The following is a 13568-nucleotide window of genomic DNA, read 5'->3' on the forward strand; positions in this document are numbered from 1 at the left end:
AGACAGGCGTATGATGCCGGTCGCCGAGGAGCTCACTTCGACCGGATGACGCGTTCAAGGGCGCGTTGCTTGAGAATCGAAAGGAAGGAAAACGTGTCATGACCGTGATTCGCCAGAATGACCTGATCGACAGCGTCACCGACGCGCTGCAGTACATCTCCTATTACCACCCGAAGGATTTCATTGATGCCATGCATCAGGCGTATCAGCGCGAGGAAAACCCTGCCGCGCGTGATGCCATCGCTCAGATCCTGATCAACTCACGCATGTGTGCCACCGGTCATCGCCCCATCTGTCAGGATACCGGGATCGTCACCGTGTTCATCAACGTGGGCATGAACGTGCAGTGGGATGCCGACATGAGCCTGGATGACATGATCAACGAGGGGGTGCGTCGGGCCTATAACCATCCGGACAACATTCTGCGTGCCTCGATTCTGGAAGACCCGGACGGCGCGCGTCGCAACACGAAGGACAATACGCCGGCGATCATCCATCACCGGCTGGTGCCGGGTGATCAGGTCGAGATTCACGTGGCGGCCAAGGGCGGTGGCAGCGAGGCAAAATCGAAGTTCGCCATGCTTAATCCCTCCGACAGCGTGGTGGACTGGGTGCTCGACCAGGTGCCAAAAATGGGCGCCGGCTGGTGTCCGCCGGGCATGCTGGGCATCGGCATTGGTGGCACCGCCGAACAGGCGATGAAGATGGCCAAGGAGTCGCTGCTCGAGCCGATCGACATTCAGGCGCTTCAGGACCGCGGCGCCTCAAATCGGGCCGAGGAGCTGCGCCTGGAGCTTTTTGACAGGGTCAATCGCCTCGGCATCGGCGCTCAGGGGCTGGGCGGTCTGACCACGGTACTGGACATCAAGGTCAAGGACTGCCCGACCCATGCGGCCAACAAGCCCGTAGCGATTATCCCCAACTGTGCGGCCACCCGACACGTGCACTTTCATCTCGACGGCAGCGGCCCGGCGACCCTGCCGGTGCCTGAAATTGACGACTGGCCGGAGATTGCCTGGGAGGCGGGCGAGGGCGTCAAGCGCGTCAACCTGGACGCCATTACCCCCGAAGAGGTCGCCACCTGGTCACCGGGTGACACGCTGCTGCTCTCCGGCAAGCTCCTGACCGGACGTGACGCGGCGCACAAGCGTATGGTCGACATGATTTCGAAGGGCGAGCCGCTGCCGGTCGATCTCAAGGGCCGCTTTATCTACTACGTCGGGCCGGTCGACCCGATGGCTGGCGAGGTCGTGGGGCCGGCTGGTCCCACCACCGCCACGCGCATGGACAAGTTTACCCGCACCATTCTGGAAGAGACCGGGCTGCTGGGCATGGTGGGCAAGTCCGAGCGTGGTCAGATCGCCATCGAGGCGATCCGCGACAACGGCGCAGCCTATCTGATGGCGGTGGGCGGCGCGGCCTATCTGGTGGCGCAGGCGATCAAGGGATCGAAGGTGCTGGCCTTTGAAGATCTCGGCATGGAGGCGATCTACGAGTTTGACGTCAAGGACATGCCGGTGACGGTCGCGGTCGATACCCGTGGGGACAGCGTGCACACCCAGGGGCCGGCGAAATGGCAGGAGATCATCGCGCGTCGTTGAGCCCGCCACCGGTGTGATCGATCATGCCGCGCCGCTCCTTTCAGGGGCGGCGCTGTCGTATGGAAGACAACCCGGCACCTGCCTTCGTCTCGGGGATTGATCCGGCGGGCTTAACGCGTCCGGGTGACGATGGTCTAATGACGTCCTTTCCCTTTTACCATTCAAGCGAGGCAACCATGGCCGGTCATCACGGCAACAATCAGGACCCGAGTGCAGCTCTGGGGTTCATGGGACGACTCAGTGGCGCCATGGTCGCACCGGTGGCGGTCTATATGCTGTTGTGGCAGCTCGGGCTGCGGCTGGTCCACGAGTTCTCGGGCTCCGCGCAGCAGGGGACGAGAATCAGCATCCTGTCCGTCGCCATCCCGGCGCTGGGCGTGCTGGCCGCGGTGTTTATCGCCGGTCGCCGCTCCGGCGCTCTGATCGGGGGCGCGGTGATGATGCTGTTCTTTTTGTACCTCTATCTCTCCTCGGCGGCGACGCTCGAGTGGGGGCCGCCGCTTCTGACCCTGCTGGGGGTGGGGATCGCTGCTGTCCTGGCCCGTTGGTGCCCAACCATGGGCGAGGAGCTTTTCGATGCCCTGCGACGCTGAACGGGGTCTGATCTGTGCTGCGGTGACATTATCCCCTGGTCTATAGACTTAGGTCTGATTCCGGGGGGGGTCCCCTCCTGTAAGATGCCTCGGGCCATAACGTTCGTTATTGGCAGGGGTTCGTTCAAGGGGACACAAAAATGGATGGTTGGACACAGACAATGACGGCCGGCCCCCTGCTGGGGATCGCGGCGGCAGCCATCGCGGCGCTGCTGATACTGGTCATTCGTTTCAAGCTGCACGCCTTTCTGGCGCTGATTCTGGTGAGCCTGATCACGGCCTTTGCCACCGGCATTCCGGTTAACCAGATCGTGCCGACGCTGGTCAATAACTTCGGCAAGACCCTGGGCGCTGTTGCCCTGCTGGTGGGCCTCGGTGCGATGCTGGGGCGGCTGGTCGAAAACTCCGGTGGCGCACGCGTACTGGCCGATCGCATGATCGAGCTGTTCGGTGAAAAGCGTGCACCGCTGGCGCTCGGGATGGCGTCGCTTTTGATGGGCTTCCCGATCTTTTTTGATGCCGGCCTGATCGTGATGCTGCCGATCGTCTTCGCCGTGGCGCGTCGCCTGGGTGGGCCGATTCTGTTGTACGCCATTCCGACAGCTGCGGCCTTCTCCGTCATGCATGTGTTTGTCCCGCCGCATCCGGGGCCGGTCACCGCATCAGAGCTTTATGGTGCCAACCTGGGGCTTTTGATGCTGGCCGGTCTCGTGATCATCCTGCCCATGTGGTATCTCTCCGGCTATCTGTGGGGCAAATTCTGCGCCAAACACTACAGCTTTCAGCTGGCCGAGAGTTTCTTTGGCGGTGTCGACGATGACGAGGTCAAAAATCCGCCGTCGGTCGGAACCGTCATCGGAATGCTGTTGTTGCCGCTGGTGTTGATCTTCATGAATACCGGGCTGGATTTTCTGCGCGCGGCCGGCATGGCCGATGCCGACCAGACCTGGTTTCAGGTGCTGTCGACGCTGGGCAGCACGCCGATTGCGCTGCTGATTTCGGTGCTGGTGGCCGCCATCGTGCTGGGCACGCGTCGCGGCGAAAACGGCAGTGCCATCGAAAAGATTCTTGAAAGCTCGCTGGGGCCGATCTGCTCGGTGGTATTGATCACCGGTGCCGGCGGCATGTTCGGCGGGGTGCTGCGCGCCTCGGGCATTGGCGATGCGCTGGCAGACTCGCTGGGTGATCTCGGGTTGCCGGTGATTCTGGCTGCCTATGTGGTGGCAGTGGTCATGCGTCTGGCCCAGGGCTCGGCCACCGTAGCGCTGGTAACGGCAGCCGGTCTCATGGCGCCCGCTGTGGCCACGGGTGATTACAGCACCATGCAGGTCATTGCGGTAACGCTGGCCACGGCTGCCGGCTCCGTCTTTGCCGGTCACGTCAACGATTCGGGCTTCTGGCTGGTCGGACGTCTTCTGGGCATGGATGTGCGCACCACGCTCAAGACCTGGACCGTTCAGCAGACCATCGAGTCCCTGGTCGGTTTCGTGCTGGCCTACATCATGTTCATTATCTTCTAAAGGACGTTTTCATGGCGGTTAACCCGTTTGATATCAAGGGAAAGCTGGCGCTGATCACCGGCTCCTCACGTGGTCTGGGCTTTGCTCTGGCCCAGGGCCTTGCCGAGCAGGGCGCCCGCGTCATCATTCACGGGCGCAGTGAAGACACGGTTCAAAAGGCGGTGCAGGCCATTGTGGAGGCCACCGGTGCCGAGGCGTTCGGCGTGACCTTTGACGTCACTCGCAGCGACGAGGTCAAAACGGCGTTGACCGGTCTGGTCGAGACCCACGGCGTGCCGGAAATTCTGGTTAATAACGCCGGCCTTCAGCGCCGCGCGCCCTTTGCCGAGTTCGAGCCCGACGACTGGGATGCGGTGATTGCCACCAACCTGTCGAGCACGTTCTATGTGGCCAACGCACTGGCGCGTCACATGTCCGAGCGCGGTCACGGCAAGATCGTCAATATCGGGTCGGTGCAGTCGATGCTGGCTCGCCAGACGATCGCGCCCTATTCGGCGTCCAAGGGCGGTGTGGTAATGCTGACCAAGGGCATGGCGGCGGATCTGGCACGCTTTAACATCCAGGTCAACTGCATCTCGCCGGGCTATTTCAAGACCGACATGAATACGGCGCTGTGGCAGGACGAAGCCTTCAACAGCTGGGTCGAATCACGTACGCCGGCTCAGCGCTGGGGCAACGTCCAGGAGCTGGTCGGCACGCTGCTCTATCTCTGCTCGGATGCCTCAAGCTTTGTCTCGGGGCAGAACATTTTCGTGGATGGCGGCATGACCTCGGTGGTCTGAGCCTTTTGAACAGGGGCCGCGGGGCCCTTGCGCTGTCTGCGTCTTCCCATTTTTGGGCATGCAACGGAGCATGACAATGAAAGCACTGGTCATTCATGGCAAACAGGACCTGCGCGAGCAGGAGTGGGCCACGCCCGAGCCGCAGGACGGGCAGGTGCGGGTACGCATTGCCTGGGGCGGTATCTGTGGCTCCGATCTGCACTACTACTTTGAGGGGGCCAACGGCGCCTTTGTTGTCCGCGAGCCGCTGATCCCGGGTCACGAACTCTCGGGCACCGTCGATCTGGACCCTTCCGGTGAGCTGGCCCCGGGCACGCCGGTGACCTTCCACCCGGCGACCTTTGGCGAGTGCCAGCCGGGCCTTGAAGAGTTGCCGCATCTGTGGCCAAAGGGTGCCTATCTGGGTTCGGCATCCACCACGCCCCATACCCAGGGCGGCATGAGTGAATATCTGGTGGTGACGCGAGGCATGATTCGCGTGCTGCCCGAAGGCCTCTCGCTCAAGCGTGCCGCGCTGACCGAGCCGCTGGCCGTGGCCCTGCACGGTATTAACGTGGCCGGCGGTGTGGAAGGCAAACGGGTGCTGGTCTGTGGCTCCGGCCCGATCGGACTTTTGACGGCCGCGGCAGCACTGGCAAAGGGCGCGCGCGAAGTCACCGCCACGGACGTGTTTGAGGGCCCGCTTGAGCGCGCTCGCGCACTGGGTGTGCATCACACCATTCGCATCGGTGAGCAGACGCCCGACGCTGAAGCCTATGATGTGGCGCTGGAGTGCTCCGGCGTGCCGGCTTCGATCGACACCGCCATTCGCGCCGTGCGTCGGGCCGGTGTCATCGCCCAGATCGGCATGATGGGTGCCGGTGCCCAGCCGCTGGAGCTTGCCATGCTGATTTCAAAAGAGATCCAGCTGCGCGGCTGCTTCCGTTTCAACCAGGAAGTGGATGAGGCCATCGAGCTGCTGACCCGTGATGAGCGCTTTGACCAGGTCATCACCCACGAAGTGCCGGCCGACCAGGCCGTGGAAGCCTTTGCCACGGCGAAGGATGCTCAGGTCTCCGGCAAGGTGCTGGTGCGTCTCTGGCCGCAGGACTGAGGCACTGACGAATGTCCGTTGCGCAGGAGGCAAGAAATGCACATTGTCATTACCGATTGTGATCATGAAAGCGTCGAGATTGAGCGCGAGTGTGTTGATGCTGCCGGCGGTCGTCTGACGCTGTGTCAGGACGCAACACCCGAGGGCATCATCAAAAATGCCCGTGATGCCCAGGGGCTGATCGTGCAGTACGGACAGATTACCGCCGAGGTGCTGGCGGCGCTGCCTGAGCTGCGCGTGGTGTCACGCTACGGGGTCGGGGTAGATACCGTGGATGTCGAGGCGGCCACCCGCCATGGTGTGGCAGTGTGCAACGTGCCGGACTATGGCACCGAGGCGGTGTCTGACCACGCCATCATGCTCTCGCTTGCCGTGCTGCGTGACGTGACAGGTCTTGATCGGCGTCTGCGTCAGGGGCAGCCTTCTCTGGCGCCGGCGCAGCCGATCTTTCAGCTGCGCGGGCGGCGTTTCGGCGTCATCGGCGCAGGGGCCATCGGCATGGCCACAGCGCGCAAGGCCGCAGGTCTGGGCTTTGAGGTCGTGCTGTGCGATCCGCGTCTGAGCCCGGGGGAGACCACGGGTGATGGCTGGGCGGTGGTGTCATTCGAGGAGCTGCTGGCCTCGTCGCAGGTGGTATCGCTGCATCTGCCGCTGATCGAGCAGACGCATCACCTGATCAATGCCGATGCGCTTGCCACGATGCGCCCGGATGCCATCCTGATCAACACCGCGCGCGGTGGGGTGGTGGATACCGACGCGCTGGTCGAGGCGCTAAAGGCGGGTCGGATCTTCGGCGCCGGGCTTGATGTGCTCGAAGAGGAGCCGCTGGCCGCAGGACATCCGTTGACCCGATTCGAGCGCGTGATTCTCACCCCGCACGCCGGATTTTATACCGAGGAGTCCTACGCCGAGCTCAAGGCGCGCACGGCGCAAAACGCCGTGGATGTCGTGGCCGGCAGACGCCCGCGCAATATTCTGAACCCTGAGGTACTGGCGCAACCCTGACGTGCCGGCTCGATGGTTCTCCCCTGGGTTGTTGATCGCGGAGAAGCGCCTGGCGCTTCTCCGCTTTTTTATGTTCCTCACCAATCACATCGATAACTTGCCAGATGCTCAATCCTTGCCATGCTGTTAGCCGGCTAATTGAAAGGATGGCCGAGTGAATCAGTCGTAATCGAGTTGAGGAGGGCGCTTCATGGACTATCGCAATCTGGGTCGTACCGGGCTCAAGGTATCACCGCTGTGTCTGGGCACCATGACCTATGGCACGCCGCAGTGGCGTGACTGGGTGCTGGATGATCGACAGAGTCGACCCTTTATCGAGCAGGCGCTCAATGCCGGCATCAATTTTTTCGATACCGCTGACATGTACTCCGACGGTGCCTCCGAAGAGGTCGTGGGGCGGGCGCTGAGAGACTTTGCCCGCCGTGAAGAGGTGGTGCTGGCCACCAAGGTCTATAACCCGACCGGCAACAGGACGCCCAACGAGCAGGGACTGTCGCGCAAGCACATCCATCACGCCATCGATGCTTCGCTCACGCGGCTGGGGATGGACTATGTCGATCTCTATCAGACCCACCGCTGGGATTACGACACGCCCATCGAGGAGACGATGGAAGCCCTGCATGAGGTGGTGAAGTCCGGCAAGGCGCGCTATATCGGCGCTTCCAGCATGCACGCCTGGCAGTTTGCCAAGGCGCAGCACATTGCCGAGAAAAACGGCTGGACGAAATTTTCGACCATGCAGCCGATGGTCAATCTCATCTATCGCGAGGAAGAGCGCGAGATGATCCCGCAGTGCATCGATCAGGGCGTGGGCGTGATTCCCTGGAGCCCGCTGGCGCGCGGCATTCTGGCCGGCAGCAAGCCGGTGGGCGGTGAAGGCCAGACCACGCGCGCCAAAAGCGACGAGCAGATGCGGGCCTGGAAACTGGGCCTTGAGCGCGACACGCCCGTGATTGAAGCGCTGCATGAGGTGGCTGAGGCTCGTGGCGTGTCACCGGCGCAGATCGCGCTGGCCTGGCTTCTGCAAAAGCCGGGGATCACGGCGCCGATCGTGGGGGCCAGCAAATCCCATCACATGGATCAGGCCCTTGGGGCCCTCGAGATCACGCTGAGCGAGACCGAAATCGAACAGCTCGAGGCGCCCTACGTGCCCCATGAGGTAGTCGGTTTCGTGTAAATCACGCCCCGATAATGCGTCGTGTTAACCAAAAGCCTCGGCAGATGCCGGGGCTTTTGCGTGAAAATCATTTTGAATCAACGAAATGGGCAAAAGGGTTTGGCAGCGGCCCCAGGGATCCCTAGACTTTTGGCCGATTGAAGGGCCAGGGCATGCGCTGATGCCTTGATCATCAAAACATTGAAAAACACCCGCGCCCCGACCGGGCAGCCATCAGGGAGAGAGGATGGAAAACTGGAGTCAGACCATGTCGGCAGGGCCACTGTTGGGTATCGCGGCGGCCGCGATTGCAGTGCTATTGCTCATGGTGATCAAGTTCAGGGTGCATGCCTTTGTCACCCTGATTCTCGTTAGTCTGTTAACCGCCTTTGCCGCCGGTATCCCCGTCGATCAGATTGTGCCGACACTGGTGAACAACTTCGGCAGCACACTGGGCTCGGTGGCCCTTTTGATCGGGCTGGGGGCAATGCTGGGCAAGCTGGTGGAGTCTTCCGGCGGGGCCAGGGTGCTGGCCGATCGCATGATTGCGCTTTTTGGCGAAAAGCGCGCCCCCTTTGCCCTCGGCGTGGCGTCCCTGCTGATGGGCTTTCCCATCTTCATGGATGCCGGCCTGATCGTCATGCTGCCGGTCATCTTTGCCATCGCCAGACGCCTCAATGGCCCCATCATCCCGTTCGCACTACCGGCGGCAGCGGCCTTTTCGGTCATGCACGTGTTTGTGCCGCCGCATCCGGGCCCGGTGGCGGCCTCCGAGCTGTACGGCGCCAATCTGGGGCTGGTGATGCTGACCGGGGTACTGATCGCCTTTCCGCTGTGGTATCTGTCGGGCTACCTGTGGAGCCGCTTTGCCGCCTCGCGTATCACGCTTGAGCAGGTGGCGGGTGGCATGTTCGGTGCCAGCAATGAAGAGGAGATCACCAATCCGCCGTCGATTGGCGCTGTGCTGTCCATGCTGCTGCTGCCGATGGCACTGATCTTCATGAACACCGGGCTGGATTTCCTGCGTGCCGCCGGCATGGCCGACAGCGATGCCGGCTGGTTCAAGCTGTGCTCGGCACTGGGCGAGACGCCGATTGCGCTTTTGCTCTCGGTGCTGGTCGCGCTGTGGGTACTGGGCGGTCGCCGTGGGCAATCGGGGACGGCCCTTGAAAAGGTGCTGGATTCCTCGCTGGGGCCGATCTGTTCGGTGGTGTTGATTACCGGCGCCGGCGGCATGTTTGGTGGGGTGCTGCGTGCTTCGGGTATCGGTGATGCGTTGTCGGGCTCGCTCGAAAACCTCGGGCTGTCGGTCATCATGGCCGCCTATGTGGTGGCGGTATTAATGCGCGTGGCGCAGGGCTCGGCGACGGTGGCGCTGGTGACGGCGGCCGGGCTGATGGCCCCCGCCGTTGAAGCCGGTGATTTCTCGACCATGCAGGTGGTGGCCATTACGCTGGCCACGGCGGCAGGCTCGGTGTTTGCCAGCCATGTCAACGATTCGGGTTTCTGGCTGGTCGGGCGGCTGATGGGCATGGATGTGAAAACCACGCTCAAGGTATGGACCACCCAACAGACACTGGAATCCCTGCTGGGCTTTGTGCTGGCCTATATCGTTTTCGTGCTGTTCTAGTCCATGCGCTGTGCTGCTACAGGCGTTGTCCTGGTACAGGCAGTATGGATCAAAAAAACGACGCCCTCGGGCGTCGTTTTTGATGGGGTCACACCAGGGTTTTAGCTGCCAGGACGCGTATTGCCCGGAACATGATCCGTTGAGGTGCTGGTGGTGGTTGATGTGCTGCTGCCAAAGCGCGGCTCGCTGTCGCTGCTATCGGAGGACGGCTGATGGCTGCTGCCCGAGGACGATGGATTACGATGGTCTGACGACTTCTGATCGCGATCGTTCGAATCCTTGTCATCGGAGGCATGCTGGTCAGCGGCTTCGCGAGCCTTGTCGCTGGCACGTTCCATCTGCTCGGAGCCTATCTCGCTGGCGCGATCAACCAGATGGTCACGAGTATCGCCCATGGCACGCTGCTCGGCGCGCGAGGTGGGAAGCAGCGAGCCGAGCAGGGCGCCTGCCGCCAGACCCAGTGCGCCTGCCGCGACCGGGTTGTCATGCGCCATGTCGCTTAGCCATGAGCCGGTGTCACGCGCCTTTGAAGAGGCGTTGTGAAGACGGTCGCTGGAACCCTGTCTCATACGCTGCATGCGGTCACTGGCACCGCTTTTCATGTTGTGTGCGCGCTCGCCGGCGCCACTTTTCATATTGCGCGCACGATCACCGGCCCCATGCAGGGCGCCCTTGGCGCGCTGGCCCAGGCCACCGCTGTCGCTCGAGGATTGCCCCTGACGATACTGGTCGATGGAGGCGCCTTCGCTATAAAGCGGCTCATCAAAGAGCGGCTCGTCATAGAGCTCATCATATTCATGCGTCTGCGGCTCCGTTTCTGCCGCTGCATGACGAGCACGCTTCTGGCGCTTGTCGTTGAAATGGTTCGGCACACTGCCACGACTTGAGTCTGAATTGCTGGAGTAGATCAGCCAGCCAATGCCCACACCGATCAGAGCAGCAGGCATCGGATTGTCCCGCACCGAGCGCCCCAGATTGGAAAAATAATCCCTGGCGGAATCGCTTTTCACGTATTCCATGGCGCTGTGCATCATGTGATCGGAGGAGAAGCGTTCCTGAAAATCGCTGAGCGTGTCATCAAGGTGCGAGCGAGTCTTGTTGATGTCCGCTTCAATCTCTTCAGGGCTGCGAGTATCCTGTTGGTCCTGATTCTGGTCTTGATCACTCATTGCTTGTTCTCCTCTTCCTTGTGGCTGCTGGCATGTTCCTTGAGCATGGACTGATCACGCTGCAGGCTGTCGACGGTACGATCCGGCGTCATGGCCTGGGTGCTCAGCGTATCGCGCGCCTTTTTCATCATGCTCATGCCGATGATGACGACGATGGCGCCCACGATCAGGGCCGAAAGCCAGGGGTCAAGTACGTGGCTCAGGCCCAGCACGGCTGCTGCCAGAAGGACCAGCAGGCCTGCATTCAGCACGGCACCTGCTACCACGATGGAGGCAATGGCGGCGCCGGCGCGCTTGATGTTCTGCTGCATCTCGGCCTTGCCAAGTGCAATTTCCTGGCGAACCAGCGAAGTAACATCGTTGAGCAGCGAAGAGAGCATGCCTACCATGCCGCGAGGCTCGTCGCCGCTTTCTTCGGCTTGTCGGCGCTCTTCAATGCTGGGGTCTTTATGACCTGAAGGTTGTGTCATGATCAAACTCTCCCTGTTGATCCGAACAATACAAAATGGTTTTCCTGTCGGACGTACCGGTCAGGGACGTTCAGTGATTGGAGCTTTTGAGAAAACGCGACAGCAAAAAGCCGCCAGCAACCATGCCACCAATGAACAGGGCCGGCTCACGGCGAGAAAAGTCCTGTGCCTGTTTCAGCAGTGACTCGCTGTTTTCATCACGCAGTCGATCCGCCAGAGTGTCGGTTCTGTCGGCCAGGCGATAGGTGTAATCGGCCAGCGATACCTGATCCTGGTCCTTGAACTGCATGGCCATGCTGCGCACGGCTTCCGAAAAGTTCGAGATATAGTCGGCAACAAAACCCTTTTGGCTGTCAGCGCGGCGCAGGGCTTCCTCGCGGGCCTGGTCGGCCGTTTCCCGAGCCTTTTGCCGCGCCTGTTCCCTGTTCTGGTGAGCCTTGTCGTTGCCCTGTGAACCGCCATTGTCTTTACTGCCCTGCTGGCGGTTATCGCCATGCATGAAACGTTCGTCCGTGTCGCTCATGATGTGCACCTTAAAGCCAATAAATTAATCTGGATCAATAATGCCTTTATGAACAGAACATTGTGATGGTCTGCTCGGCATCTACCTAGAAACAGTAGATTGAACGGGCCAAACGTCAAGGAAATGGTGGGATTATAAAGTCAGGGAAAAAGCCGGGTTTTTGTTATAAAGGGTTTAAATATGATCCATGTTAATAAAGAGATTTAAATGGATTTTTGAATGCCAATATCTTCGGCACTGCGGGCCTGAGGATGAAAAAGGCGATCGAAATTGCTGATGCAGAGCGGGGGCGGAAATCGTTGTCACCGGAAGGAAGAAAGAGAGTTGAAAGGCAGGGCAGGGCCCCGTCAGGAAACAGGGCCGTGCTGCCAGGTAACGACGCTGTCAAGCAGCGTGCTGACCACCTTTTCACTATCATGGGCCAGTTCAAAAAGTGTCTGCTTCAGCAGCCAGTCCGTGATCACCCCCTTGAGACAGGACAGCAGCATCGAGGCTGCCATGGCAGGCGTCAAGCCGTTGCGAAGGACGATCTCGCCGCAGTCCATGCCGCGACGAAAGGTCTGGCTGATCATGTCGCGACACTCATGCATGTGCAGATCAAGCTGGTCGTTGACCCAGGCAAATTCGCCGATGAACTCGTTGCGCGATGAGGTCAGCAGCAAAATGCGTTGGAGCCGGCCATCCCGTGATAGCGATTCAAGGTCCTGTACCAGCGTCAGGCGCATGATGCTCACCGGGGCGTGGGCAAGCTGCTCGCACTGTGCCAGGTGAGCGGCCAGACGCTCGGTCATCTGGCGTTTGCGCTCTAAAAGCGCGGCCAGAATACTGGTCTTGCCTTCCGGGAAATGCCAGTTCAGCGCACCGCGCGTGACGCCGGCACGCGTGGCGATGTCGTTATGTGTGGTACGGCTGAGTCCCTTTTCGATGAAAAGATGCTCGGCGGCATTCATCAGCGACTGACGCGTCAGTTCCGCTTCTTCCTTGGTCTTTCTCATGGACGTCTTCTTGACGTTAAACCTGTCATGAAATGGCCTGGCTGCGTGGACAGGGCGTTTCACGCAGGCGGGTGCACAATAATGCATACATGCGCGATTGTATATTTGCGCACGGCGTTCATGAATAGATCATTGGTCTTTTCCATGAATTTCAGCGTTTGAGCATGATGCTCAACGGCGCCTGTAATGTCGGATAACTGCAACCTCGGGTTGCTGGCATGACATTCGTTACCTACCTTATAGACTCCTTGCTGCACGTATAAGGCGCATGGCAACTCACCATGACGCCCTTTTGACAGCGCCAGGCAAGGACTGTCTCAAGCATGAACCGTGGATTCGATACTTATAAAACGTGATCCGATGCCTGCCCTGTCGGGTGCTTCGATGATCACAATAATGTAATGACCGTACAAGACGACTGATGAGGATCTGACTCATGGCACCTGTTATCCGTCCTTCAACGGGCGTGGGGTTTTGTACCCCCGGCGCCCAGGCAGAGATCGCTGAACGCCCCAATGCCGCTTCCGGCGAGCATTCCGACACCCGCCGCATCACCCTGACCGTTAACGGTGAGCAGCATGATCTACATGTGGCGCCCAACGCTGTGCTGCTGGATGTGCTGCGCGAACAGCTGGGTCTTTTCGGCACCAAAAAGGGCTGTGACCATGGCCAGTGCGGCGCCTGCACCGTTCATGTCAACGGTCGCAGTGTCAACAGCTGCCTGATGCTGGCCTGTCTGCAGGAAGGCGCCGAGATCGTCACCATCGAAGGTCTGGCCGAAAGCGCCGGCTTCGAACAGGGTCATCACCCGGTGCAGGCAGCCTTTCTCGAACATGATGCCTACCAGTGCGGCTACTGCACGGCCGGACAGATGATGACCGCCGCTGCCGTCATCAGTGACGACAGCATCGATGGCGATGAAACCTCGCTGCGCGAAGCGCTCAGCGGCAACATCTGCCGCTGCGGTGCCTACAAGAACATTCTCGATGCGGTGCAGAGTGCCCGCGGCAAGATGCGGGGGGGGCAATAAC

The 13568-nt window shown here is 60.7% G+C and carries 13 protein-coding genes; 9 read left to right on the top strand and 4 right to left on the bottom strand.

Going from position 1 to position 13568, the window contains the following annotated elements:
• The first annotated feature begins 98 nt into the window (after positions 1 to 98).
• The 8 genes from Q0931_RS10795 to Q0931_RS10830 all read left to right on the top strand — a co-directional run bounded on the left by Q0931_RS10795 (position 99) and on the right by Q0931_RS10830 (position 9380).
• Positions 99 to 1601, top strand: coding sequence for a fumarate hydratase (locus tag Q0931_RS10795; protein ID WP_299260136.1), 1503 nt, complete (start codon positions 99 to 101; stop codon positions 1599 to 1601).
• Between the two features lie 23 nt (positions 1602 to 1624).
• Positions 1625 to 2194, top strand: coding sequence for a hypothetical protein (locus Q0931_RS10800; RefSeq protein WP_299260138.1), 570 nt, complete (start codon positions 1625 to 1627; stop codon positions 2192 to 2194).
• A 161-nt stretch (positions 2195 to 2355) separates the two neighbouring features.
• Positions 2356 to 3714: a GntP family permease gene (locus Q0931_RS10805; protein WP_299260140.1), complete on the top strand. Its 1359-nt coding sequence runs from the start codon at positions 2356 to 2358 to the stop codon at positions 3712 to 3714.
• A gap of 11 nt (positions 3715 to 3725) precedes the next feature.
• Positions 3726 to 4496 carry a glucose 1-dehydrogenase gene (locus Q0931_RS10810; protein WP_299260142.1) on the top strand — a complete coding sequence of 257 codons (771 nt, stop codon included), beginning with the start codon at positions 3726 to 3728 and terminating at the stop codon, positions 4494 to 4496.
• Between the two features lie 76 nt (positions 4497 to 4572).
• Positions 4573 to 5589, top strand: coding sequence for an L-idonate 5-dehydrogenase (locus tag Q0931_RS10815; protein ID WP_299260144.1), 1017 nt, complete (start codon positions 4573 to 4575; stop codon positions 5587 to 5589).
• 36 nt (positions 5590 to 5625) lie between these two features.
• Positions 5626 to 6594, top strand: a complete 969-nt coding sequence (locus Q0931_RS10820; protein ID WP_299260146.1) for a C-terminal binding protein — start codon at positions 5626 to 5628, stop codon at positions 6592 to 6594.
• A 190-nt stretch (positions 6595 to 6784) separates the two neighbouring features.
• Positions 6785 to 7771 carry an aldo/keto reductase gene (locus Q0931_RS10825; protein WP_299260149.1) on the top strand — a complete coding sequence of 329 codons (987 nt, stop codon included), beginning with the start codon at positions 6785 to 6787 and terminating at the stop codon, positions 7769 to 7771.
• A gap of 226 nt (positions 7772 to 7997) precedes the next feature.
• Positions 7998 to 9380: a GntP family permease gene (locus Q0931_RS10830; RefSeq protein WP_299260151.1), complete on the top strand. Its 1383-nt coding sequence runs from the start codon at positions 7998 to 8000 to the stop codon at positions 9378 to 9380.
• Between the two features lie 101 nt (positions 9381 to 9481).
• Here the strand turns inward: Q0931_RS10830 and Q0931_RS10835 are convergent, their stop codons facing one another.
• The 4 genes from Q0931_RS10835 to Q0931_RS10850 all read right to left on the bottom strand — a co-directional run bounded on the left by Q0931_RS10835 (position 9482) and on the right by Q0931_RS10850 (position 12537).
• Positions 9482 to 10549 carry a DUF3618 domain-containing protein gene (locus Q0931_RS10835; protein WP_299260153.1) on the bottom strand — a complete coding sequence of 356 codons (1068 nt, stop codon included), beginning with the start codon at positions 10547 to 10549 and terminating at the stop codon, positions 9482 to 9484.
• A complete protein-coding gene (locus Q0931_RS10840; RefSeq protein WP_299260155.1) occupies positions 10546 to 11019 on the bottom strand; it encodes a phage holin family protein in 474 nt (157 codons plus the stop codon). The genes Q0931_RS10835 and Q0931_RS10840 overlap by 4 nt, the downstream gene beginning before the upstream one ends.
• A gap of 70 nt (positions 11020 to 11089) precedes the next feature.
• Positions 11090 to 11542, bottom strand: coding sequence for a hypothetical protein (locus tag Q0931_RS10845; RefSeq protein WP_299260157.1), 453 nt, complete (start codon positions 11540 to 11542; stop codon positions 11090 to 11092).
• A gap of 347 nt (positions 11543 to 11889) precedes the next feature.
• Positions 11890 to 12537, bottom strand: coding sequence for a TetR family transcriptional regulator (locus Q0931_RS10850; RefSeq protein ID WP_299260159.1), 648 nt, complete (start codon positions 12535 to 12537; stop codon positions 11890 to 11892).
• Positions 12538 to 12973: 436 nt separating this feature from the next.
• Here Q0931_RS10850 and Q0931_RS10855 point away from each other — a divergent pair, with 436 nt between their 5' ends.
• Positions 12974 to 13567, top strand: coding sequence for a (2Fe-2S)-binding protein (locus Q0931_RS10855; RefSeq protein ID WP_299260161.1), 594 nt, complete (start codon positions 12974 to 12976; stop codon positions 13565 to 13567).
• Position 13568 lies beyond the last annotated feature (1 nt).

Origin of the sequence: uncultured Kushneria sp. (assembly GCF_947497025.1) — a bacterium.
In the GTDB taxonomy this organism is placed as follows: Bacteria; Pseudomonadota; Gammaproteobacteria; order Pseudomonadales; family Halomonadaceae; genus Kushneria.